Raw genomic sequence first — 23,850 nt, 5'->3', positions numbered from 1 at the left:
CTATTCGGCAGGCTGGAGAGCGCCGGCGCCCTCGATTTCGCTGGCCTGGCCGGCATTGACCGTCATCCAGAGATTGAAGGCCATGATCAGGGCGCCGACCAGGAACAGCGCGCCGCCCGCTGCGCGAATGATGTAGAAGGGGTGCATGGCCTCGACGGATTCGATGAAGGAGTATTCGAGGAAGCCGAGCGAGGTGTAGGCACGCCACATCAGGCCTTGCAGGATTCCCGACACCCACATCGCGGAAATGTAGAGCACGATGCCGATGGTTGAGATCCAGAAGTGCCAGTTGACCAGCTTCAGGCTGTAGAGCTGGCGATTCCACAGCCAGGGGATCAGGCAGTAGAGCGCGCCGAAGGAGACGAATCCGACCCAGCCCAATGCGCCGGAATGCACATGGCCGATGGTCCAGTCGGTATAGTGGCTCAACGAGTTGACCACCTTGATCGACATCATCGGGCCTTCGAAGGTCGACATGCCGTAGAAGGCGACCGACACCACCATCATGCGCAGCACGGGATCGGTGCGCAGCTTGTCCCACGCTCCCGACAGCGTCATCAGGCCGTTGATCATGCCGCCCCAGGACGGCATCCAGAGCATGATCGAGAACGTCATGCCGAGCGTCTGCGCCCAGTCCGGCAGCGCCGTGTAGTGCAGATGATGCGGGCCGGCCCAAATGTAGAGGAAGATCAGCGCCCAGAAATGGATGATCGAAAGCCGGTATGAATAGACCGGACGCTCCGCCCGCTTCGGAATGAAGTAGTACATGATCGCCAGGAAGCCGGCGGTCAGGAAGAACCCGACCGCATTGTGGCCGTACCACCACTGGAACATCGCATCCTGCACACCGCCCCAGGCGATGTAGGACTTCGAGCCGAGGAAGGAAACCGGCAGCGCGGGATTGTTGCCGAGATGCAGCACCGCGATCGTGATGATGAACGCCAGGTAGAACCAGTTGGCGACGAAGATATGCGGCTCCTTGCGCCTCACCAGCGTCATCAGGAACACGAGCAGATACGTCGCCCAGACGATCGTCAGCCAGAAGTCGGCATACCATTCCGGCTCGGCGTATTCCTTCGACTGGGTCACGCCGAGCAGGTAGCCGGTGCCGGCAATCAGGATGAAGAAGTTGTAGCCGACCACGACGAACCAGGGCGACAGGTCGCCTGCAAGGCGAGTGCGGCAGGTCTTTTGCACGACATAAAACGACGTTGCGATCAGGACGTTGCCGCCGAACGCGAAGATCACGGCCGACGTATGCAGCGGCCGCAGGCGGCCGAATGTCGTCCAAGGCAGATCGAAATTAAGCGCCGGCCAGGCCAGCTGCATGGCAATGATCAGACCCACAGAGAAACCCGCGATGCCCCAGAACATCGCCATGGCGGACGCGAACTTAATCGGACCAAGGTTGTAATTGGGGCGCCCGCCGATCTCCGCCGGTGGCAATTCTGCAGGACGGTCAAGGTAGCGATTGCCGATCATGACCACGGAGATCAGGCTGGCGGCACAAGCAAGCGACGCGTGAAAACTGAACGCCGCATCGTGCCCCATCGCCGCGCCCAGAAAGCTAACGAAGGCAAAAGCCGCAAGTGCCGACGTCAAGCCGGCTTCGCCCATCGTCATCGACTTTGAAACGGAAGATGGACTTGTCATGTGGAAGCTTTCTTTGGATGCGGTGGCGTCATGGAGACCACAATCTCGCCGCCAGCTACTTGATCGGCATCAATTCCTGCGCCATGCCGCGCGCCGCTGGCGCCGCGGCTCAGCGCCGTCAGGGTCAGTTCATTCGGACAGTATCGTGCCGGACTGGCCCGCCTTTCCCGCGCGAGATCCGCGGCGCAGCGAGCCTTCTCCTGGCATAGACCGCACACTCGCTGCAGATCACGCAACACATCGCAATGGGACGAAGCGAGCGTCTGCTCGGACAACCCTGCATGCTCGAGACGCTTGCTGAGCAACTCCGGCGAACCTTGCTCGCGGGCAAGCGCACGAAGGTCCGACGTCGACAGATTGAGCTCGTGAGCGATCTCGTCGACCTCCCTGGCGGTCAACAGATCCAATTCGTGTCGACGCGCAAGAAACGCTCGCAAGCGCGCGAGAAGATTCTCGAATTGCGGCGAGCTATTGCCAGCTGATCGGTCGGTCATTTCTCACCCCCTTTTGGCTCTCCACCTCTAGCCGAAGGACCCGATTGTCGATTTGATACCGATCAAGCACGCGATATCGCGGCAATCGATCGCGACGGCCGCCCAAGGGGCGCTAGCCGCCCCAGGCCGACGGCAAAGCCGGCGGCGTTCGAAGCTCCATGGAATCGGCAAAGATCGTCCAGTCGCGGACGCCCTTCTGTCTGCAGAAGTCGGCCTCGGCCAGCTGTGCAGCCGCGGAAAGCGAGATAGCGTCAACCTTGAACGCTGCCTGGCAGGCGCGATGTTCGTGGCCGGTATCGTCGCAAACCGTTTTGATGAAACGAACGTCAAATGATGTCATGGCACCCTCGCTTGGGCTGATTCCTTGCTCATGCTGCCATTGGCGCGAGACGCCCGTATTGATCTGCCGCAACGGAATGCTCTGAGGCGCGGCTGTCCTATTGTAGAGGATATCGAAAGCGAGCAGGGCCTTGAACGTCCTCGACCGCCAGGAACACGGACGACGAGCCTTTCGCGACGTCTGGCTCTCATCATCGGGCACTGAGACCAGACCGGACGAGGTGCTATTTGTGGTGAGATGTCCAGTCTGCGGATGACGGCCGGACTGCCGGTATTGACGTCGTCCCGCCGTCGACGGTCCATCCTGCGGCAGTGACCGCGAAGCCCACGATTACAAAGATCGTCATCAATGTTGCGGCGAAGCTCACGACATCGGCGCTAACCACCGCAGTCGCGATCAGCGGGATCAGAATGATCGCGGGGCGAACGATCATCCTGCCGTTTCCTTTGGTGCTTTCGCTGCAGCTGCTCGTTCGTCTTCCGCGGATTGGATATAGAAGCCGGAATAGGTGTCGATGTAGCGCAGATGATCGTGCACTTCCTTGACGCCGGCGACATTCTCCGCGGCGACAATCGCAGCCTGCCTCGCCCGCTCGTCCGTGATGACCCCACAGAGGTGCACCTCGCCGTTGCGCACCGAGACCTGTAGCCCGAGCGGACACCAATTTGCACCGTCGAGGACCCGCACGATGCGATCGTGGATGTGCTTGTCATCCGCCGTAGGATCCGGGATCTGGTGCGCAATAGACGCGACTGCCCGCAGCAGATCGGCACGTGTCACGAGGCCAACGAGGCGCCCCTCGCGCATCACCGGCAGCCGTTTGACCCCCATCCTCTCCATGAGATCGACAAGATCAGGCAGCGGCGCTTCTTCCGTCACGGTGACGGGATCACACGACATGATCTCTCCGACCTTCCGCCCGCGCTCGTGGACAAAGTCCGCAGCTGCATAGCCGGGGCCGAGAAGGAACTGAAGCCAGCGGCTACGCCGGCGTTGCGTGCCGATCTCGCTTCGCCGCAAAAAGTCGCTCTCCGACAGGATTCCGACCAGTCTTCCAGCCGAATCGACCACCGGCAGGCCGCTGACATGATGATCCATCATCAACTTGGCGGCCTCGACAATGGAGGTCTCGGCTCCAACAGTAATGAGATGTCTCGCCATGATCTGGTGTGCGCGCATTGCCGCTCTCCTTTCAATGCCCGCAGCAAGCTCGCACATGATCGGCCCGTTCATCTTGATCCTTCTCAATGCCCGCGCTTGTCGGGAATCAAGGCGCCACGACCGATGATCGAAGATATTGGCAGTTAGTCAGGAGAACAAAATCATGCTGCAGAATCTGCTCGCCTCGCTCGGAGCGCTCGCGATCGTTGTCGTGGCCCTCGTCCGGATGATCTTGCAGGCAAAGCGGCCTTCGCTCAGCCAGCCGGCCGGATCCGGCCTTGCTCGGCACCATCGCCGTCGCCCGTTCTAGGCCGCCGGCGCCGCCTCGACCGTGCACCGGATTTTTGACGTGCATCAATGCGGCACGGCGCGCCCCGCCAGACGATGCCGCTCCGTCAGGATTGTGCAAATGGCAGACAGAACGGCTTTACGCCCCATTATCTTCTCGTGTCCGACTACCGGTGATCGCGTCCAAGGCCTGCTTCCCGATGACCCGTCCGGACCTCTGACTGACGATCTGCATTCGATCTCCTGCGCCGCTTGTGATGGCATCCACTTCATCAACCTGCGAACCGGCGCAGTCGTCGATCCCAAGCGCGGCTAACTCGATCACCAGAACCGTGCGATCCGGAAGGCTATCGAGTTGACGCACATCAACACGCAAGTGCCGGACGTGTGGAAAGAAAAGCCTTCCTCAACGAAGGAGGTTGAACATGACAGACCACAGCGAAGCCCGTCCCGTCTCCGACGCCATCCAGAGCTATGCGAAGCGCGCGATGGCCGTCCAGTCGGAATTCTCGGAGAAACTGGTCGAGGCAAACCGGCACTGGTTCGAGCAGATGCAAATCGAAGCGAACGAGGCCTGGGAACTCTTCCGCAGGTTCAATTCCACCGCCTCGGTCGCCGAGAAGATCACAGCGCTGCAGGACTGGGCCAAGGGCGTTACCGCGCGTAGCACCAACGACGCGACGTACGCGATCGAGACCGCGCGTTCCCTGGGCACGATCGAGCTGAACCTGTTTGCACGAAAGACCAGCAGTGTCGACGAGGCTACTCAGAAGGCCGCCTGACATGCCGGCACCCGACGCTCCAGAGCGCCCAAGGGCCGGCGTCAGCGAGACATGGAAGGGGGTCGCGACAGCCCCCTTCGATCGAGACCTTGAACTCGCCGTCATCGAAGGTAACGCAATTCACAAGCTCGTCTTCCCCTGCCGCCGCATCCTGGGCGGCTGGATGAAGGCGGGGACCGTCGAACGCATCCTGGTGCAGCCGACGCATTGGCGCGCTTGGGGCAAATGAGCAGATTCCTGGTCAAGGTCGCCGAAGACGTGCCCATCAGAGCGACGGTTGGCTTCAGGTACCTGAACGTTGTACTGTCGAAGCGGATTTGAGGGCTTTGCCGGGGGAATATGTCCGACCGCATCTGGTACCGCTATGGCACTGCCGCGGCAGCGGCCGCGCTCGTATTCGCGGTGCGCGCGGGGCTCGATAACTATCTCGAAGACCGGACCTTCACGATCATCTTTGTCCCCGCCGTGCTGTTTGCCGCGTTCGCCGGCGGCCGCGGTCCGGCGATCCTCACCACCCTGCTCTGCCTCGTCATCAGCGCCAAATTCCTCGGCAGGAGCCTGGTCACTGAGCCTGCGAATCTGATCGATATCGCCTGTTTTGCTGTCCTCGGTCCGATCCTTGGCTTTATGGGTGACCGGCTACTGAAGGAGAGCGATCAGGCGCGAAATCGCCAGGCCCATCTGCAGTCGATCCTCGACACGGTCCCTGATGCGATGATTGTCATCGACGATCACGGCATTATTCGCTCCTTCAGCGCTGCAGCCGAGCGCCTGTTTGGCTGGAAAGCGGACCAGGTCGTCGGAACGAACGTTTCGAGTCTGATGCCACAGCCGTATCGCGGCGAGCACGACCGGTATCTCGAGCGATACCTTACGACCGGCGAACGGCGCATCATCGGCATCGGCCGCATCGTGGTCGGAGAACGGAGTGACGGCTCGACGTTTCCGATGGAGCTCGCCGTCGGCGAGGCTAAGGTACGCGGAGAACGCTTCTTCACCGGCTTTATCCGCGATCTCACCGAGCGTCGGGCGCAGGAACGGCGGCTTCAGGAGCTGCAGTCCGAGCTGGTTCATGTGTCGCGATTGACCGCTATGGGTGAGATGGCGTCCTCAATCGCGCATGAGATCAACCAGCCGCTGTCAGCCATCACGAACTACATGCGCGGTGCGAAGGCGCTGCTGGCGTCGGAAATACCGGATGCTACCCGAATTCGGGATGCGCTCGAGCGGGCCGCGCAGCAAGCCCTACGGGCCGGCGACATCATCAAGCGTCTGCGCGAATTTGTCGCGAAGGGCGAGACCCAGCAATCCCTGGAGAGCCCGGCCACCCTGCTCGAAGAGGCTGTCGCATTAGCGCTGCTCGGCGCCAAGGAGCAGGGCGTCCGGGTGGCGATCCGCAGCGACCGGGACATGCCCCCGATCATCGTCGACAAAATACAGATTCAGCAGGTCGTGCTCAACCTGGTTCGCAACGCGATCGAGGCGATGGCCTCGGGCCCGCGCCGCGAATTGACCGTCGGCGTCGCCAACACTAACGGTGTTGCGACGTTCACTATCGCCGATACCGGCCCGGGCATTAGCCCCGATATCGCCGACCGTTTATTTCAGCCCTTTATCACGACCAAGGAGCATGGCATGGGTGTCGGCCTCTCGATCTGCCGGACCATCATCGAATCCCATGGCGGACGCATCGATGTGACGCCAAACGCTGGTGGCGGCACGGTTTTTCAGTTCATCCTCCCGTTCGCGGAGGACGGAGAAGAAGCATGACAACGCGGCGTACAATTCTCGTGATCGACGATGATCCAGCTATGCGAGACTCACTGGCCTTCCTTCTTGACGTCAACGGCTTTGCCGTAACCTCTTATGAGACGGCAACCGATTTTCTCGATCATCTCGCCGGCAGAACAGTCGACTGCATTGTATCTGATATCCGTATGCCGGGCATGAGCGGCCTCGAATTGGTCCGCAAACTCAAGGCCGACGCAGTCGCATGTCCCGTCATTCTGATGACTGGCCATGGAGACGTCGCACTCGCGGTCGAGGCGATGAAGGCAGGCGCGGTTGACTTCATCGAAAAACCGTTCGAGGACGAGGCGCTCTTGCGTGCAATCGGCGAAGCGTTGCAAATGCAGTCGGCGGCCCCCGCCGACGGTACGGTCAAGCGCGAGGCCGAGGCTCGCCTGGTGGATCTCTCGCCGCGCGAACGTGACGTTCTGCGGGGGCTCGTGGCGGGCAAGATCAACAAAGTGATCGCCCACGACCTTGGCATCAGCCCACGAACAGTCGAGGTTTACCGGGCTAACTTGATGGCCAAGACCAATGTGCGCAGCATGTCGGAATTGATGCGGATCGCGATCGCTGCCGGGCTCTAGACGCATGCTCCTCCTGCGCAAATACCAAGAGCCAGTTGAGTAACGTGTCTCGACTCGCTCTGCCGCTGCCCGCGCAAGGCATCTGCCAGATTGCTTGCCTGGATAACGGCCAGTCCGGTCAACCCGCAAAAGCTGAGCTCAACAATTGCGTAGGTGCGCTGTGCAAGAGAGACCCTGAAATTCATCGCGTTTCACCAACCGATTTGCTGCAAACGGGCTTCCCGATCTGACCTGGGCATGGGCGAAGCAATATGGGCTCGCCTGAGAGCGGCCGGCACAGACCATTGGGCCGCGAGATTTAACTCGCGTACCCTCTCCTACCGGAATCCTGCAGCGGGGTTCTTCTTCGCATGGCGACGAGCAGGACGATCTATCGTCAATCCGTTGCAATGTTGCGTTCTGACGACAGGTGACGCCCGCAATGTGGGGCGACGTCAATCGCCGATCAACGCTCGCGCATGCTGTCGCACGGCCGCGAGGCGACCGAGTAGCTGATCGTGCTGCTGCTGCAGCTTCGTCCTGGGCCGCTCCGGCCGGACACACAGCGACCAAGCCGCTGATCTGGAGCAGTTGCAGTTCGAGCATCAATAGCACTCGACGGACGGACTGGCGAAAGTCCGCTCCGGACGCGACCTCTTCGTAGTTCGCCCGGTGCGATTCCGGAAAGTGCACGACGCTTCCCATCACCATGACCTAGTTTAAGTTCGGGAGGAGGAAGCCCAATGGCAAGCAAAGCTTCCTTTCGAGCCCATAAACAACAACCAAGATGCACCTATTCCGCCTTGATCCGGATCAAACAAGGTGAGCTGAGGCGGATCAAGATAAGTGTCATCGCACAATGCTTTGCTGGGTGAAGTCAGTCGAACGAAAAAGGGGCATCAATGGACGAGATCACGCATTTCATTGCCCTGCCGTACGATCGGACCGATGGCGAACTCGTTCCGGGCCAGCAGGCCAAGTGCGCCAGCCCAGCCGCGGCGATTGAGCACGCCAAGCACTTATGGAAGACGTTCGGCCACGCTGGTGCTGCGGCAGTCGTCCGTACCGGCCATCCGGGCATGAAAACTACCGTGCTGCGGACATATGGGATGGTACCAAACGACTTGGAGCAGGAACGGTTCTTTTCCTGACTCCCAGTAAAAATCACACTTCTTATTGCGCTAGCTCAAATCGTCGTCCGCCATAGCGTGCTTGAAGAGAACTATTAGGATGATCGACCTCTCCTCCCTGGGGTTGTATCGATATTCAATGCCCGGCTCTTGCCGGGCATCTTTTTGTCGAACACTGCGCCATATGCGTGAACCAGCGCTTAGTGGAGCTCGCCGCTCTGCCGGCAAGCCACGATCCTGCGGCCGCAAATGCGCAGGGCGAACAACGCATCCCCGCGAATGGGCAGTCCGGTCGATGTACTGATCATTCCGAGCAACGAGGAAGTCAGTATTGCGCGGCACTGCCGCAGCCTGCTGATCCCGAACTGCTAGTTCGCATCGCCTTTGGCTTGGCGGCAGCCGCGAGCAAGTCTGATCCAGGACAATCGTTGAGAGACCGCTGTAACGATCTGATTCAGTCCGTCGCCGCGACCCACATCACAAGCTCGCGCGCGAGGGCGCCGAAGGCTCGATCGAATGCGGCTGCCGCCTCAGACGGTGTGAGCGAGTTAATTCCTTCAGATCCCTCAAGAAGCTTTGCGGCCTTTACTTGACCATTTCGATCCACGATCTTCGCGGAGAAGGAGATCGTCGCGCGCGGTTGAGGTCCCTGAGCAATTTCGAAACGGCGCAGGTCTATCAGGAGACGCGGCGCGCCTTCTACGCCGCTGTCGGCGCGCAGTGGCGCATGCTTGACGTCGTAATTCTCGAAGCTCTGCAGCAACCGCGTCTGCACCAGCAAAGGGAGACTATCGCTCCACTGCGCACCGTCGAATCCCTGAGTTTCCTCATCCGGCGTGAACAAAAAGCGCTGGGTCTGGAGGCGGGCGATCGCGGTCGGCTCCGCCATGACCAGCTGCTCGGGCAGATTCGCATGGCGTTGCGCTCCAAAGCTGTCCACCGCGTGAAGGTCATACGCCACCTTGCGCGGCGCAGGCGCACCGCCGCCGGTCATGCGTTCCAGCCCGGTCACGATGCCATCGAGCTTCGGCGTATTGCGCGCGAGTCCTTCGGCGAACGTGCTGAGATTGTCGATCGTGCTGTGCAGCGGCGCGGCGTTCTCGGATAGCACGGCATCGACCCGGCGTAGTGCATCGCGGGCGGCCTGCGTCATGCTCCGCCCGGCCCCCTTTTCGGCCACCAGCGGTTCACGCGCCGGCGGCGCCTGGGGATCATCGCCGCCTTCCAGCGCGATCACCGGCACGCCAGTCAGTCCCTGGAAATCGAGGCCGACGCGTGTATCGCTATGCACCGGCGTGCGCTCGGCGACTGCGATCGTGGCGTGAACCTCGCGCGGACGGTCCGGAACCAGCTCAAGCGCGGTCACTTCGCCAACGCGGATTCCATTGAAGAGGACGCCTGCCCCGACGAGCAGACCCGGCACCGGATCGGCGAAAACCAGCTGATATGTCTGCCGTTTCCCGATCCCCCCGACATTGTTCAGCCAGTAAACGAAGCCGAACACAGCGACGATCGCCGATAACACGAATGCACCAACGACGATGTAGGGCGCGCGGATTTCCATATGCGTCTCTCTCTGCCTAATTGCCGAGGCCCAGCTTCTGCGCCCGGGCACCATGAAAGTAGGCCTGGACCCAGGGATGATCGGACTTGAGCACCGATGACAGCCGCCCGATTGCCGCGATCCTGCCGTCGGCGAGCGCGGCGACGCGGTCGCAGATGGCCTGCAGGCTGTTCAGGTCGTGTGTCACCATGAACACGGTGAAGCGCAACGTCCGGTGCAGCGTCCGGATCAGGGCATCGAATTCTCCCGCGGCGATGGGATCGAGACCGGAGGTTGGCTCGTCGAGAAATAGGAGCGAGGGGTCGAGCGCCAGCGCCCGCGCGAGCGCAACCCGCTTGGTCATGCCGCCCGAGAGCTCGGACGGATACTTGTCCCCGTCTTCGCGCTTCAGGCCAACCATCTCGAGCTTCGCGTCCGCAATTTCGTCCAGCAGCCCCGGCGACAGCCGTGCGCGCTCGCGCAGCGGAAACTGGATGTTCTGGCGAGCCGTCAGGGCCGAAAACAGCGCCCCCTGCTGGAACAGCACGCCCCAGCGGCGCTCGTCATCGCTGTCGCCTGCGAAATCGATCTGTCCGCTCCGCTTCGGAAGTAAGCCAACCAATGTCCGCATCAGCACCGACTTTCCGCCGCCAGACGCGCCCACGAGGCCGAGAATTTCGCCGTCGTTCACGTCGAGATCGAGATGATCGAGGATGATCTTCTCGCCGAAACCGACCACGAGGTCGCTAATTTGGATCGCTGGCGTGTCGGCCATGGCTACATCCCGATCGAAGCGAAGAAGACCGCGAACAACCCGTCGAGCACGATCACCAGGAAGATCGATTTTACGACCGATGCTGTCGTCTGCTGCCCCAACGACTCCGCGCTGCCCTTGACGCTCAATCCCTCGACGGCCGCGACAAGCCCAATCACGAGCGCCATGAACGGCGCCTTGATGATCCCGACCTCGAAATGAGTGACCGAAACCGCGTCATGGAGGCGTGCAATGAAGATCGCCGGACTCATGCCGCCATAAAGCCACGCGATGAGCCCGCCGCCATAGAGCGCCGCGAGCGAGCCGAGAAAGGCGAGGATCGGCAGCGCCACCACCAGCGCCAGGATTCGTGGCAGGATCAGCACCGCGACAGGATCGAGCCCCATGGTGCTGAGCGCGTCGATCTCCTCGCGCATCTTCATCGCACCGATCTCGGCCGTATAGGCGCTGCCGGATCGTCCGGCCACCATGATGGCCACGATCAGCACGCCAATCTCGCGCAGCACGAGGATGCCAACCATGTCCACGACATAGGATTCCGCGCCAAAGCGGCGGAAATGGAAGATGCCCTGCTGGGCGATGATGGCACCGATCAGGAACGTGATCAGCACCATGATCGGCACCGCCTGCCAGCCCACCCGGCCGAGCTGATAGACGGTCGACGTCAATCGGAACGATCGCGGATGCCTGAAAATGCCAAGCAGCGCTAGGCTGAAGGCGCCGAGCATATGTAGGAATGCCGCCGACTCGGATGCCAGCCGCCTGCTGCCGCGGCCGAGTTGATCAAGCTTCTGCAGCACGGGGTTGACCGGTCTGCGTTCGGCGCGGCCGGAGCGATTCAGTCCCCGCACCTCTTCCAGCAGGTCGCCATATGGGCCGTCGGCACCGGTGAGGACTGCTCTGGTCGCGCGACCGCGGGCGAGCCTTTCAAGCAGCCAGGCCCCGACGGTGTCGAGCGCGGTGACACGCCGTACATCGATCGAGCCGATATCGGTGCTCGCGGCGTGCGCGCACAGCCGCTCCAGCGGCTCGACATTGGCAACGTTCCAGGCCCCACATGCGGTGAGCACGCGCGGATCATTCGCATTCGCTATCAGGGCTGGGGCGTTGAGCACGATTCTGATTCCAATTTGCAGCTCACCTTAAGGTGCTGGAGACGCCTGTGTTTGACCCAGCGCAATCGGCCTCACCGTGCCCCGGAATGCGCTTGACCGAGATCAACGGCTTGGCAAGCGGCGACCTTATGATTTGACAGATTGCCCGGCAGCCTCGGGCGTCCTCAGGAGATTTCAGATGAATCGCGCCGCCTTCAAACCTTTGCAAAATACTGCATTGCCACACTCGTTCAGGCAGGTTCGGCTCGAGCGCGCACGCGAGCACGATCACCCCGATGGCGACGGCGCGTCGACGATTGGCTATATCATCGTTGCCCCGCTCGACTCCGCATCGCGGATCGACGTCGAGACCTGGAAGGCCCATCGCGACGCCTGCCGCGTCGTTCGTCAGCGGCCCGCCGAAGATGATCAGCTCGGCCACCTCGTGCATGGTCCAGGCGACAATTGGCGATTCCACTATGACGTGGCTGGCGCGGCGGCCGACGAAGCCGGTTATCATTTCGGCAATGAACGCTTCCGGCCCGGCGAGTATGTCTCAGTTCACGAAGCGGACGGCATGCATCCCTATCGCGTGGTTGCCGTCACGCCGCTTTGATTGCGCCCCCGCCGGATCAGGATGTCGGTCCCCAAGGCATCCGCGACCGGGAGGGAAAGGTCGAGGACGACGTTGACGATCCGGTGGTCGGTTGGTTCAGTGGCGGCGGTGAACCCGAGTTCACGGCACATACTCAGCATGGTGGTGTTCTCGGCCAGCACTTCACCGGAAAGCCGCTTCAGCCCTTCCGATTTCGCATAATGGATCACGAGCTGCATCAGCGCCCATCCAAGTCCTTTGCCCTTGAGATCGGACTGCAGCAAAACAGCGTATTCGGCATTCTCATAGAGCGAATCCGAATGAAGCTGGACTGCTCCTACCATGGCCCCCGTAATCGGATCCAGCGCGGCAAAGGCCATTGCACGCGCGTAGTCGAGTTGGGTCAGCCGCGCAATGAACGTGTGCGAAAAGTTCCTCATCGCCTGGAAGAAGCGAAGCCTGAGGTCCTCGGCGGTCACCCGCCTGAAGAAACTCTCGACCATGGGCTCATCCTCCGGCCGCAACGGCCGGACCACGACGCATGAGCCGTCTCTCAAGGCGAGCTCGCCTTCCCATTGCGATGGGTAGGGCCGCACCGCAAGCCGGGTCTGACCGGCAAACAGCCGCGGCGGCTTGCGGATCGCCACGCGCGCGTCGAGCGCCAGCACGCCGGTCTCGTCCGCGAGCAGCGGATTGATGTCGAGCTCGGCGACTTCCGGAATATCCGCCGCCATCTGCGCCAGCTTGACGAGGGTTAGCGGCACGGCGTCAGCCGGCACGGCCCCGACATCGCGATAGGCAGCAAGTAGCCGCGAGACCCGGGTACGCCCGACCAGCTCGCGCGCCAGGTTCATGTCGAGGGGTGGCAGCGCCAGCGCCTTGTCGTTGATCACTTCGACCGCGGTGCCGCCGCGACCAAACACGATCACCGGGCCGAAGGTCGGATCGTCGGCAATGCCGAGGATCAGTTCGCGTGCCGCTCGCCGCTCGATCATCGGCTGGATCGTCACGCCCTGCAGGATGGCATCCGGCCGTGCGCTCCGCGCGCGCGACAATACTGCCCTGGTTGCCTCGGCGACGCTTTCGCCGTTTCGCAAGCCGAGGATGACCCCGCCGACATCGGACTTGTGGCTGATATCGCGGGAGAACACCTTGACCGCCACCGCACGCCCGCGAGCCAGAAACGGCGCAGCCTTGTCAGCGGCATCATCGGCATCACGGGCAACAACCGTCGGAACGATTGGAATATCGTAGGCCTTGAACAAGGCGACGATCTCGACCGGGTCGAGCCATCTCCGCCCCTCGGACAGCGCCTCCGCGATCACTCGCCGCGCCGCCGCCGTCTCCGGCGCAAACATTGAGGCGATGCTGGGCGGAGTTGCGGCCAGCGCGATGGATACCTCGCGATATCTCACCAGATGCATGAAAGCGCGCACCGCGTCATCTTCGGTCGGAAAATGCGGGACGCGGGCCGCCTCAAAAGTCGTAGCGGTTCGCTCATCCGTACCCGTCCACGCCGCGAGCACCAGCGGGGCGACCTCGCTCTTCCTGACCCGGCGGTCACGAACACATTGCGTCACCGCCTCGGCGATCGCCTCGGTCGGCACAACCGCCGTCTCCACATTCATGACCAGGACCGCATCGCTGTTTGCGTCATCAAGCAACGCGTCGAGGGCGGACACATAGCGGGTGGCGTCGGCATCGCCCGAAATGTCGACAGGATTGGCACGCGACCACCCGCGCGGCAGAACCTCATCAAGCCGCTTGACCGTCCGCGCAGTCAGGCCTGCAGGAGCGCCGCCGAGTTCGGCCAGGCGGTCGACCGCGAGAATCCCAAGCCCGCCGCCGTTGGTCAGAAGCGCCAGCCGATTGCCGCGCGGGACGAAGCCGCGACCGAGCAGCTCGGCGCAATCGAACAACTCACGCAAGTCGTACACCCGCAGCATCCCGGCACGGCGGAATGCGGCATCATAGACTGCATCCGAACCGGCCAGCGCGCCGGTATGGGTCGCTGCGGCTTTGGCACCTTGCGCCAGCCGCCCCGACTTGACGACGATCACCGGCTTCAGCCGCGCTGCGGCGCGGGCAGCCGACATGAACTTGCGCGCGTCTTTGACGGCCTCGAGGTAGAGCAGTATCGCGTTGGTGCGATCATCCTGCGCGAAATAGTCCAGTAAATCAGCGACGTCGACGTCGAGCTGGTCGCCGATCGACACGATGCCGGAGAAGCCGAGCTGCCGCTCGGCCGCCCACGCGACCATCGCCGCGGCAACCGCGCCAGACTGCGAGATCAAGGCCATGCGTCCGTCGGATGGACGATGGGCTGCGAAGCTCGCGTTGAGCTTCGCGCGCGGCACCATCACACCAATACAATTGGGCCCGACGAGGCGTATGCCGTGCATGCGCGCCGTTCGTGCGACCGTCTCGGCAAGCGAGCCCGCCCCATGCCCGAGGCCCGCCGACAGGATCACCGCGCCGGCGACGCCAACTGCGGCAGCGTCTGAGATGATCCCGGGGATTGCGGTCGCCGGCGCCGTGATCACGAGAAGATCCGGAACAAATGGGAGCGACTCGAGATCGCGGAACGTCGCCTCGCCGTCAATCGCGGCGTAGTTTGGATTGACCACGGCGATCCGGCCGGAAAAGCCGCACGCCTTGAGGTTCATGAGCACCGCCAACCCGAGCGACGACGGACGCGAGCTGCCGCCGACAAGCGCAACCGATCGAGGCGAAAGAACCCGATCTAGGCCAAACGTAGACATCGGGCTGTCTCGCAAGGAACAAGCGGAGGCGCCTGCCGCTTCGTGCAGCGCGCCAAGGCCCGCATGACATCCTCGCGAGCAATGATACCGAGCACGTGGCGATATTTGTCAACCACGGGCAGACTTTTCAGGCGATGCGCGACCATTAGCTGCAGAACGCGTTGCAGATTTGTGTCCGGCTCGACCGCGATCACGTCGGACGACATGATCTCGTCGACCGTCGTTCCCATCCGATCGTCATAATGCGGTAGTATGTGATCTGTCGTACAGGCAAATGCCTTCAGGGCGTCAAGCTTCGTGACAAACCCAACCACGACATCGTCGCGGAGCACCGGATAGGCGTCATAGTCGTCTTTGGCGAACAGCCGGTACAGATCGCCCACGGTCATTTCGGGGGCAACGCTTCGCACCGAAGTCGTCATGTTGTTCGCGACGGTTTCCTGAAGAAACTCGTACATTGCTAATCCCCTTTGAATGGCTTTTTCGGGGACGCGTCGCTGCTTGACGAGCGACACGCCCCCACAAGACGGCTACGCGGCCGTCTTGATGTCGATCTGCCTGCTCTGCTTGGGTGTCGGCTTCTTGACGGTGACCTTGAGTACGCCCTTGGCGATTTCGGCGCTGACGTCTTCCGCCTTGATGCCCTCGGGCAATGCAACGGACCGCGAGAACGTGCCGAAGCTGCGCTCGACCAGGTGATAGTCCTTGTCCTGCTCCTCGCGCTCACTCCTCTTGTCGCCGCGGATCGTGAGCGTGTTGTCGGCAAGGTTGAGCTGAACGTCCTTGGTCTCGAGGCCCGGCAGTTCGGCGCAAATCTCGATGGTCTTGTCGGTCTCGCTGACGTCCATGCGCGGCATCATCGCCACCGGCGTTGCGAAGGGCGGAAAATTGCGGCCGAATCCATCGAACAGCCGGTCGATTTCCTGCTGCAGAAACGTGAATGGATTGGCTTCCCGCCGCGCCACGGCGCGCTGGGTTCCAACGGGAATCATGTCCTTGATCATCGGTGGCTCCTGTTTGGGTCTTGGCTTTTAAGTCTCGGCTCGCGAGGCAAAGCTAATCCGGAACACCCAACGGGCGTTGACCGGGATCAAAACCAGGCCAATGTCACATGATCAAAGGAAGGTCACAGACCCCTGAGCGAGTTCCGTCATGCATGCCATGATCCTGCCTGCGCGTGGCGCGCAGCTGCAATATGTGGAACGACCGGACCCAATACCTGGCCCAGGTGAGGTCCGGGTCAAGATCAGCGCCTGCGGCGTCTGCCGCACCGACCTCCATGTCGTCGATGGAGAGCTGCCAAACATCGCCTATCCAATCGTACCCGGCCACGAGGTGGTTGGCCGTATCGACGCAATTGGCGACGGCGTAGGCCATGCGCATCTCGGCACACGCGTCGGCGTCCCCTGGCTCGGCTCGACCTGCGGGCATTGTCCCTACTGCCGGGAGGGCAAGGAAAACCTCTGCGACGATCCCCTGTTCACCGGCTATACGCGGCACGGCGGCTTTGCGACCCATCTGGTGGCGGATGCGCGTTACTGCTTTCCGCTCGGCGAGGACGGCGACGACGCCGAGCTTGCACCCCTGCTGTGCGCTGGCTTGATCGGCTGGCGCTCCCTGGTGATGGCCGGCGACGGCCGCAAACTCGGCATCTACGGTTTTGGCGCGGCGGGACATATCGTCGCGCAGGTCGCACGCTGGCAAACGCGGGATGTCTACGCGTTCACCCGTGCGGGCGACACCGAGGCCCAGCATCTGGCATTGTCGCTCGGCGCATGCTTGACCGGAGCCTCCGAGGACCCGCCGCCGGAGCAGCTCGACGCCGCAATCATCTATGCGCCCATAGGCCCACTGATCCCGCTTGCCTTGCGCGCCCTGCGCAAGGGCGGACGCGTGGTCTGCGCCGGCATCCACATGTCGGATATTCCGAGCTTTCCTTACGACATCCTCTGGGGTGAACGGCAGATCGTCTCCGTCGCCAACCTGACGCGACAGGATGGCGTCGACTTTCTCAAGACGGCGGCGAGGGCCGGAATCCGGACACACGTCAGCGTCTTCCCCCTTGACCAGGCGAACGAAGCGCTCGCGCGCCTGCGCGACGGCAAGCTCGTCGGCGCGGCTGTTCTGGAACCACGATGACGCCGACATCATCAACCGACAAGGCCACAGGCGACACCGGCCAGGCGCCTGTATTGTCGTTCATGGCCGGATCCGGCGAACGGAACGCGCCGGTCCAACGGATCGACACCCATTGTTCGATCGTCTTTCTCGGGCCGTCGCGCGTCCTGAAGATCAAGCGAGCGGTCAAGCTGCCCTATCTCGACTTCTCGACGCTGGAGAAGCGGCGGCGTGCTTGCGAGGACGAGATTGCCATCAACAAGCGCCACGCCCCCTCGATCTATCGCGGGGTGGTGTCGATCACACGCGAGCGCGATGGCTTCGTGATCGGAGGGACCGGACAGGTTGTCGAATGGGCCGTCGAAATGGCTCGCTTTGACGAAAGTAAGACGCTCGATCACCTGGCCGCGCAAAATGCTATCGGGCCAGAGCTTGGTGAGAGCCTGGCGGCCGTTCTGCTGGATTCACATGAGGCCGCCGCCAGCAGCGATGGATCGAATTGGCTCGCATCGCTTCCGATCATCATCGACCGCAACACGGAGCAGTTCCGCGGCTCGGCAGACTTTCCCCGCGACAGCATCGACAAGCTGCATGGGTTGAGCCACTGCGAGCTGGAGCGGCATCGCAAGCTCTTGCAGTCACGTGCAGCAGCGGGACAAGTCCGACGCTGCCACGGCGACGCCCACCTCGGCAATATCGTTATGATCCATGGCAGGCCCGTCTTGTTCGACGCAATCGAATTTGACCCTGAAATAGCGACAACGGACGTCCTTTACGACCTGGCATTCCCCCTCATGGATCTCTTGGCGTTTGGGCAACGCGCTGCCGCCAACAGACTATTCAACAGCTATATGCAGGCGGCATGGGCCGCGCAATCGACGGCGCTTGCCGTGTTACCGCTATTTCTCTCAATCCGTGCCGCGATCCGGGCCAACGTACTCCTCACCAAGCGGCAGCAACTCCGGCACGATCCAACGATTGCGAGGGCTGCGAGGAGATACTTCGATGCGGCAGTCCAGCTCATTGCACCGGAGCTGCCCAGCCTCCTCGCAATTGGCGGGAAGTCCGGCACCGGCAAGAGCGTGCTGGCGCGGGACATGGCACATCTGATCGCGCCAGCGCCAGGCGCGCTGGTTCTGCGATCGGACGTTATTCGCAAGCAACTCCACGACGTGAGCGAGCATACGACTTTGCCCGCAACGACGTACACCGCCGAAGCATCCGATCGCGTCTATCGGGCCATGTTCGGACACGCTGTGCACACATTAGCTCAAGGGGTTTCGGTCATACTCGATGCGGCATTTCTCAAGCCGGCGGAGCGACATGCCGCTGAAGCCGTCGCCCGCAACGCGAAGGCTGAGTTCCGCGGCATCTTCCTGACCGCCGATCGCGCCGCTCGGCTGCATCGCGTAGCATCACGACGACACGACGCGTCGGACGCGACGCCAGACGTGGTCTTGGTTCAAGACAACATTGAAACCGGAACGATCGATTGGGATGTTGTGGAGGCTTCCGGCACGCCCTCGGCTACGCTTGAACGTTGTATTCTCTCGCCTGCTGGCGAATTCAACGGACAGTGAGAGCGGTAAGTCGCCTAAGGGAAACTCCTGAATTGGTCGATGCCATCGGGTCTGGCAACATCCTCGCGCCGAAAGGAGGACTTCCATGAAACAGCGATTGACCTTTCTCTTTGTCGCTAGTGCGATCCTCGCGGTTGTGGTTTCTTTGTTATGCAACTGGTACTTTCCGGATCTGGTTCCGCTTGCGTCGACCGAGCCGGCGACGACAGGCTGGCGGCTTGACGCGGCCTTTGCCGTGTCCACGCTCAGATGGACCGCGGCGTTCGTGGCGGCAGCCTCTGGCCTGTCGTTGCTGCTGATGACCTTCACCAACCGAAACGCCAAAGTCCGCTAGAACGCGAGTTGTCCGTCTGATCTTGATGCCTGCCGGTCCTCGAAGGTCGGTTCGTTGGAGCCGACCATTGACGTCGTGGAACGCCGTTGCCGACGTGTTCCTTGTGAGGTAAGTACACCAGCCGTCACCTTTCAGGTGCAGTTCGATGTCTCCGCCGGCTAGGATCTCAGCCGCCGCCCCCAGAGTGGCTTGAGCAGTTCAAGGATTACCAGCATCGCCACTCCCGGTCCGAGCGCGATCATCAGATCGTCCGGATGCAGAAGACCGAACCGAAACAAGGTAGATGCTGGAGGCCAGAGCAGTGCGGTCGCGAGAGCGCCTGCGACCGAAAGCAGGATCGCGGCCAGCGCTGGATTTGGCCGCAAGAAAGCCGACAGGAATGAGGCACTGAACGATCGATTGACCAGGACAAGACCAACAATCGATCCGATGAGGGCGAAGAAGGCCAAGGCTCTCGCTTCATCTGCAGGCATGCCAATACGAAGTGCGATGACGAACGGGATTGCGACAAGTGCAAAACTCAAGGCACCTTGAAGAAGGCTCCAGCCAACCAGCGCCCAAGTAAACAGAGCGCTGTCGGTCCGCCTGGGTGGGCGAGCCATGATGTCGCGCTCCTCGCGCTCGGCCTCGAACACGAGTGAGCACACGGGATCGATGATCAGCTCCAGAAATGCGATATGAACGGGGCCGAGAATCAAAGGTAATCCGAAAACCAGGGGAAGCAGGGCAAGCCCTGCGATTGGAACGTGGACAGCGAAGATAAAAGCCATCGCCTTTCGCAGATTGTCGTAGATGCGTCGACCCAGGCGGATGGCCGAGATGATCGCGCTGAAATCGTCGTCAAGCAGCACGATGGAGGACGCCTCGCGCGCGACATCCGTTCCACGCCCGCCCATCGCAATGCCGATGTGGGCCGCCTTCAGGGATGGAGCGTCGTTGACGCCATCGCCGGTCATCGCAACGATCTCGCCGTTCTGCTTCAACGCCTGCACGATGCGGAGCTTCTGCTCAGGCAATACGCGCGCAAACACGTTCACACGCCTGACGTGCTCCGCGAGCTGCACGTCATCCATGAGCCTGATCTGATCCCCCGTGATCACCTCATGGACATCCAGTCCCGCCTGCTTCGCAATTGCGGTCGCGGTTGCCGGATAATCGCCTGTGATCATTGTGACGCGAATTCCCGCTGAGCGGCATTCACGCACCGCACCGGGCACGTTGGAGCGAAGCGGATCGGCGAATCCCACCAGTCCGAGGAAGCGGAATGCGAAGGCTTCTTGCGAGCAAGGAAGCTGGCCGCCTTTAAACACGGCCGCCGCAACCCCGAGCACACGGAGCCCTTGCTCCGCCATCAGGCCGACGACATTTCTCATCGATTCTTGATCTGCACGACTCAACCCGCAGAGACGCGCGATCGCCTCAGGCGCTCCCTTAGCTGCAACAACGCATTCCTCCGCAAGGGATGACCGCCAGACCTGGGTCATGGCCAGGAGTTCGGGCCGGAGTCCGTAAGTTCGTACCAGCTGCCGGTGAGCATCCGGTCCGCTATTTTCCTTCCGGGCGTCGCCGGCAAGGGCGTGCAATGCCCGCTCCATTGGATCCAATGGCTGAGGCGAGCTGGCAAGCACGCCGTAGCGTAGCATCTTCGAGAATTCGGGCCGTACGCAACCCGGATTCGTAGACTCGGGACGCATGCATGCACCATCGAGCAACCGCAATTCGACAACCGACATTTCATTCAGCGTCAGAGTACCGGTCTTGTCGGTGCATAAGACCGTGGCGGAGCCCAGCGTCTCAATTGCGGCCGCCCGGCGCGTCAGCACGCGGACTTTCGAAATGCGCCACGCGCCCACGGCCATGAACACGGTGAGCACCACACCAAATTCTTCCGGCAGCATGGACATGCCGATCGCGACGCCGCCGAGCAACGCCTGCAGCCAGTCTCCGCGCAACATCCCGTAAAGCAGCACGGCAACGATGCTGACCGCAGCGCCGCCGAAGAAGCAAAGCCGCACCAGCCTCGCTATCTGCTGTTGAAGCCGCGGCGGCTCCGCCTGCAGCGCACCCAACGACACTCCGATCTTTCCGATCTCGCTTTGCTGCCCGGTGGCCGTGACCCGGGCGGTGCCCTCGCCTCGAACGACGAGCGAGCCGGAATACACGAACGGCTGATCGTCGCCGCCCGGCCGATGCTCAGCCACGGCGTCCGTCTCAACCACCTGCTTCCGAACGGGTACAGACTCGCCCGTCAGCAGGGACTCATCGACCTGCAGATCGTGACCGTCGATGAGCACAGCGTCGGCTGGCACGCGATCACCGTCGCCAAGGATAATGAGGTCGCCTCGGACGACGTCCCGGCCGGCAATACGCTGACGTACCCCATCCCGCATCACGAGGGCTCGCGGACTGGTCAGGTCACGCAAGGCTTCCAACACGCGTTCGGTTCGTGTCTCCTGCACGATCGTGATCACGATCGACATGGCGCCAAAGCCAAGGAGCAGCAGTGCCTCCTGGAGATCACCAAGCAGGAGGTAGATCAGTCCACCGCACAGGAGGAGGGCGAGCATCGGCTCTCGTAGCACTTCAAGCACGATACGCATGGGAGTGCGCCGCTCAGGGCTCGGAAGCTCATTGTATCCTTCGACCCGAAGCCGGGTCGTGGCTTCAGCTTCGCTCAGTCCTATGCGGTCTGTGGCACTCACGTCTTCCGCCACAGGCTCCAGAAGCTTCCTCCCAGCAAAAGCGCGGTAACGAGCAGAATGGCCACGAATGTCTGAATGATGTCAAAGTTCAGGGAATCTCGCGCCACGAACAGCGCGGTGATAGATCCCACGAGGACGAAGAGGATACGAAGGATGACGCTCATAGCTCTCTCCTACAGGTCCAACATTGTTCGAAGCTCGCCAGGCAGGGGGGCGTAGCTCGATCCTCGATCCCGCTGGTCCGGCATTACTCTAGGGGTCCACGCCACGGAAGCAGTTGCGGCAGATCAAACTGCCTGAGTGCTTGTGGTGGCGGGATCAATGCTGGAGAACATACTGACCTGGCGCATCAAAGAGCGGCGGCCCGCCCTGGGGCGCATGAAGCAACGTCTTCGCCGGCTCCCAGGCTCCCGAAAACGCGGTAAGAAAGCGAACCCACTCCGGCCACCAGGATCCGTCGCGATTCACCGCCTTCCGCAGCCACTCGTCGGGACCGACATAGGGTTGATCCGCCTTCTTCTCCAACAACTGATAGCTGTGCCCCTCCTCCGACGGCGGAGCAACGATGCCGGCGTTGTGCCCGCCGCTCGCCAGCACGAAGGCGATATCGGCATCCGCAAGCAAATGAACCTTGTGAACCGACCGCCAGGGCGCGACGTGATCACGGACCGTGCCCACCACAAACATAGGGGCGCAAAGGTCGGAAAGTGCCATCGGCTGCCCGTCCGCCAGATAGCGGCCCTCGGCAAGGTCGTTGTCGAGAAACAGCTTGCGCAGATAATCCGAATGCATCCGGCAGGGCATGCGGGTCGCGTCCGCGTTCCATGACATCAGGTCGCTCGGTGCGGCGCGCTCGCCCATGAGATAGTCGCGAATCAGGCGCGACCAGATCATGTCGTTCGACCGCAGTAACTGGAACGCACCGGCCATCTGCGCCGTCTCGAGCACGCCGCGCTGCCGCATCATGTCCTCCAGGAATGCAATCTGGCTTTCATTGATGAAGAGCGTAAGTTCGCCCGCATCGATAAAATCGACCTGGGCCGCCAGCAGCGTCACCGACCGGAGGCAACCAGGCCGCTGCCTTTGCAATCGGGCCGCGGCAATCGCTAGCAGGGTGCCACCGAGGCAGTAGCCCGCCGCATGGATCGCGCGTTCAGGGGCGAGCTGATTGATGACGTGGATGGCCGCGTCGACCCCAAGCTTGCGATAGTCCTCGAGACCAAGATCGCGATCGGCTGGCCCCGGATTTCGCCATGAGATCATGAATACGGTGAAGCCGCGCTCGACCAGGAAGCGCACTAGCGAGTTCTCGGGCGAAAGATCGAGAATATAATATTTCATGATCCAGGCCGGCACGATGAGCACCGGCTCCGGGCAGACGTCCGTGGTCGCGGGCGCGTATTGAATGAGCTCGATCAGCTCATTGCGGTAGACGACTTTACCCTTGGTCGTGGCTACATCCTTGCCGACCACAAAAGGCGGGGGCCCGGAGGGCTTGCCGCTCAGCAGGTCCCGGCAATCTTCCAGCCAGTTATGCCAACCCGACACGAAGTTGCCGCCACCCGAATCCATCGCCCGGCGCAGCACCTCTGGATTGCTGAATGCAAAGTTGGACGGCGCCACCACATCGAGGCATTGGCGGACAGTGAAATCCACAATTGCCGCATTTCCCTTCGAAACACCGTGCAGGCTGCCGGTCGCCGAATGCCACCATTGCTCTCCCAGCAGGAATGCTTGCGCCAAGACGTTGAAGGCCGGCAATGTCCAATCCTGGCCGGCAAAACGCTTGTCACCCGGCTGTGGCTTGACCATGAACCAGGGCTGCCAGGCAGCATGGGGCGTCGACACCATGCGCACGAACCGCGAGCCCTCAGCAACTGCGTTCAGTGCCAGTTGAAGCCGTTTGCCGGGTGACGCCGCAAGATGGAGTTGCCAGTCGGCGAAAGCGAGCGCGAGACCGGCCGGTGAAAGTCCGCCGGTCCATCGCGCCATCGCCGCATGAACCAGTTGATCGATCGATTCGGCGCCCGTCGATGGCTCGCTTTCGGACGGCACTGAAGCGGCCGTCGTGGCACTCGTCACATCGTCGTTAGCGGGAGATGTGGGTTGGTCGATAGCCGCTTGGATCGTCATCGCTCGCCTCCT

General features: G+C 61.9%; 24 protein-coding genes. 10 read left to right on the top strand and 14 right to left on the bottom strand.

The annotated features are described in order from the left end of the window. The 5 genes from ccoN to AC1VNY_RS02195 form a co-directional block, all read right to left on the bottom strand. Positions 1-1,623: a cytochrome-c oxidase, cbb3-type subunit I gene (gene ccoN, locus AC1VNY_RS02215; protein ID WP_482404026.1), complete on the bottom strand. Its 1,623-nt coding sequence runs from the start codon at positions 1,621-1,623 to the stop codon at positions 1-3. 26 nt (positions 1,624-1,649) lie between these two features. Beyond that, the gene (locus AC1VNY_RS02210; protein WP_482403937.1) at positions 1,650-2,147 is read right to left on the bottom strand and encodes a hypothetical protein; all 498 of its coding nucleotides are present in this window, start codon (positions 2,145-2,147) and stop codon (positions 1,650-1,652) included. A gap of 112 nt (positions 2,148-2,259) precedes the next feature. Beyond that, entirely contained in the window at positions 2,260-2,559 is a 300-nt protein-coding gene (locus tag AC1VNY_RS02205; RefSeq protein WP_283063234.1) for a hypothetical protein, read from the bottom strand. Between the two features lie 151 nt (positions 2,560-2,710). Beyond that, entirely contained in the window at positions 2,711-2,920 is a 210-nt protein-coding gene (locus tag AC1VNY_RS02200; RefSeq protein ID WP_482403936.1) for a hypothetical protein, read from the bottom strand. Beyond that, positions 2,917-3,666 carry a CBS domain-containing protein gene (locus AC1VNY_RS02195; protein ID WP_482404025.1) on the bottom strand — a complete coding sequence of 250 codons (750 nt, stop codon included), beginning with the start codon at positions 3,664-3,666 and terminating at the stop codon, positions 2,917-2,919. Before AC1VNY_RS02195 ends, AC1VNY_RS02200 begins: the two co-directional genes overlap by 4 nt. A gap of 145 nt (positions 3,667-3,811) precedes the next feature. Here AC1VNY_RS02195 and AC1VNY_RS02190 point away from each other — a divergent pair, with 145 nt between their 5' ends. From AC1VNY_RS02190 to AC1VNY_RS02165, 6 genes are all read left to right on the top strand, one after another. Continuing rightward, complete coding sequence (locus tag AC1VNY_RS02190; RefSeq protein ID WP_482403935.1) at positions 3,812-3,958, top strand: hypothetical protein; 147 nt, start codon at positions 3,812-3,814, stop codon at positions 3,956-3,958. 403 nt (positions 3,959-4,361) lie between these two features. Next, positions 4,362-4,718 carry a hypothetical protein gene (locus tag AC1VNY_RS02185; protein ID WP_482403934.1) on the top strand — a complete coding sequence of 119 codons (357 nt, stop codon included), beginning with the start codon at positions 4,362-4,364 and terminating at the stop codon, positions 4,716-4,718. Between the two features lies 1 nt (position 4,719). After that, positions 4,720-4,947, top strand: a complete 228-nt coding sequence (locus tag AC1VNY_RS02180) for a hypothetical protein (protein ID WP_035631256.1) — start codon at positions 4,720-4,722, stop codon at positions 4,945-4,947. Positions 4,948-5,057: 110 nt separating this feature from the next. Continuing rightward, positions 5,058-6,488, top strand: a complete 1,431-nt coding sequence (locus AC1VNY_RS02175) for a PAS domain S-box protein (protein ID WP_482403933.1) — start codon at positions 5,058-5,060, stop codon at positions 6,486-6,488. Next, entirely contained in the window at positions 6,485-7,093 is a 609-nt protein-coding gene (fixJ, locus tag AC1VNY_RS02170) for a response regulator FixJ (RefSeq protein ID WP_028339989.1), read from the top strand. Before AC1VNY_RS02175 ends, fixJ begins: the two co-directional genes overlap by 4 nt. 881 nt (positions 7,094-7,974) lie before the next feature. Continuing rightward, the gene (locus AC1VNY_RS02165) at positions 7,975-8,223 is read left to right on the top strand and encodes a hypothetical protein (RefSeq protein ID WP_482403932.1); all 249 of its coding nucleotides are present in this window, start codon (positions 7,975-7,977) and stop codon (positions 8,221-8,223) included. Between the two features lie 433 nt (positions 8,224-8,656). Here the strand turns inward: AC1VNY_RS02165 and AC1VNY_RS02160 are convergent, their stop codons facing one another. From AC1VNY_RS02160 to AC1VNY_RS02150, 3 genes are read right to left on the bottom strand one after another with little or no spacing between them, the layout of a single operon-like run. Continuing rightward, positions 8,657-9,766 (bottom strand): ABC-type transport auxiliary lipoprotein family protein, encoded by a 1,110-nt coding sequence (locus AC1VNY_RS02160; protein ID WP_482403931.1) that lies wholly within the window; start codon positions 9,764-9,766, stop codon positions 8,657-8,659. A 16-nt stretch (positions 9,767-9,782) separates the two neighbouring features. Then, positions 9,783-10,520 carry an ABC transporter ATP-binding protein gene (locus AC1VNY_RS02155; protein WP_482403930.1) on the bottom strand — a complete coding sequence of 246 codons (738 nt, stop codon included), beginning with the start codon at positions 10,518-10,520 and terminating at the stop codon, positions 9,783-9,785. A gap of 2 nt (positions 10,521-10,522) precedes the next feature. Beyond that, a complete protein-coding gene (locus AC1VNY_RS02150) occupies positions 10,523-11,635 on the bottom strand; it encodes an MlaE family ABC transporter permease (RefSeq protein ID WP_482403929.1) in 1,113 nt (370 codons plus the stop codon). A 178-nt stretch (positions 11,636-11,813) separates the two neighbouring features. Between AC1VNY_RS02150 and AC1VNY_RS02145 the strand changes: the two genes are divergently transcribed. Next, positions 11,814-12,230, top strand: coding sequence for a hypothetical protein (locus AC1VNY_RS02145; protein ID WP_482403928.1), 417 nt, complete (start codon positions 11,814-11,816; stop codon positions 12,228-12,230). On the opposite strand, the gene AC1VNY_RS02140 is transcribed toward AC1VNY_RS02145, so the two are convergent. From AC1VNY_RS02140 to AC1VNY_RS02130, 3 genes are all read right to left on the bottom strand, one after another. Further along, the gene (locus AC1VNY_RS02140) at positions 12,200-14,971 is read right to left on the bottom strand and encodes a bifunctional acetate--CoA ligase family protein/GNAT family N-acetyltransferase (protein WP_482403927.1); all 2,772 of its coding nucleotides are present in this window, start codon (positions 14,969-14,971) and stop codon (positions 12,200-12,202) included. The two genes, AC1VNY_RS02145 and AC1VNY_RS02140, sit on opposite strands and share 31 nt — an antisense overlap. Beyond that, the gene (locus tag AC1VNY_RS02135; protein WP_482403926.1) at positions 14,953-15,429 is read right to left on the bottom strand and encodes a CBS domain-containing protein; all 477 of its coding nucleotides are present in this window, start codon (positions 15,427-15,429) and stop codon (positions 14,953-14,955) included. The genes AC1VNY_RS02140 and AC1VNY_RS02135 overlap by 19 nt, the downstream gene beginning before the upstream one ends. 72 nt (positions 15,430-15,501) lie before the next feature. Beyond that, complete coding sequence (locus AC1VNY_RS02130) at positions 15,502-15,975, bottom strand: Hsp20/alpha crystallin family protein (protein WP_482403925.1); 474 nt, start codon at positions 15,973-15,975, stop codon at positions 15,502-15,504. 148 nt (positions 15,976-16,123) lie between these two features. Here AC1VNY_RS02130 and AC1VNY_RS02125 point away from each other — a divergent pair, with 148 nt between their 5' ends. From AC1VNY_RS02125 to AC1VNY_RS02115, 3 genes are all read left to right on the top strand, one after another. Beyond that, positions 16,124-17,110, top strand: coding sequence for a zinc-dependent alcohol dehydrogenase family protein (locus tag AC1VNY_RS02125; protein WP_482403924.1), 987 nt, complete (start codon positions 16,124-16,126; stop codon positions 17,108-17,110). Beyond that, positions 17,107-18,669, top strand: coding sequence for a bifunctional aminoglycoside phosphotransferase/ATP-binding protein (locus tag AC1VNY_RS02120; protein ID WP_482403923.1), 1,563 nt, complete (start codon positions 17,107-17,109; stop codon positions 18,667-18,669). The genes AC1VNY_RS02125 and AC1VNY_RS02120 overlap by 4 nt, the downstream gene beginning before the upstream one ends. An 85-nt stretch (positions 18,670-18,754) precedes the next feature. Then, entirely contained in the window at positions 18,755-19,003 is a 249-nt protein-coding gene (locus AC1VNY_RS02115; protein WP_482403922.1) for a hypothetical protein, read from the top strand. Positions 19,004-19,161: 158 nt separating this feature from the next. On the opposite strand, the gene AC1VNY_RS02110 is transcribed toward AC1VNY_RS02115, so the two are convergent. From AC1VNY_RS02110 to AC1VNY_RS02100, 3 genes are all read right to left on the bottom strand, one after another. Continuing rightward, entirely contained in the window at positions 19,162-21,717 is a 2,556-nt protein-coding gene (locus tag AC1VNY_RS02110) for a cation-translocating P-type ATPase (RefSeq protein ID WP_482403921.1), read from the bottom strand. Continuing rightward, positions 21,702-21,869 (bottom strand): hypothetical protein, encoded by a 168-nt coding sequence (locus AC1VNY_RS02105; protein WP_166213789.1) that lies wholly within the window; start codon positions 21,867-21,869, stop codon positions 21,702-21,704. The genes AC1VNY_RS02110 and AC1VNY_RS02105 overlap by 16 nt, the downstream gene beginning before the upstream one ends. 154 nt (positions 21,870-22,023) lie before the next feature. After that, positions 22,024-23,838 carry a PHA/PHB synthase family protein gene (locus AC1VNY_RS02100; protein WP_482403920.1) on the bottom strand — a complete coding sequence of 605 codons (1,815 nt, stop codon included), beginning with the start codon at positions 23,836-23,838 and terminating at the stop codon, positions 22,024-22,026. Between the last annotated feature and the right edge of the window lie 12 nt (positions 23,839-23,850).

This window comes from Bradyrhizobium ferriligni (genome assembly GCF_056837965.1).
The sequence above is the reverse complement of the archived record's forward strand: the minus strand, read 5'-3'. Positions and strand labels throughout refer to the sequence as shown.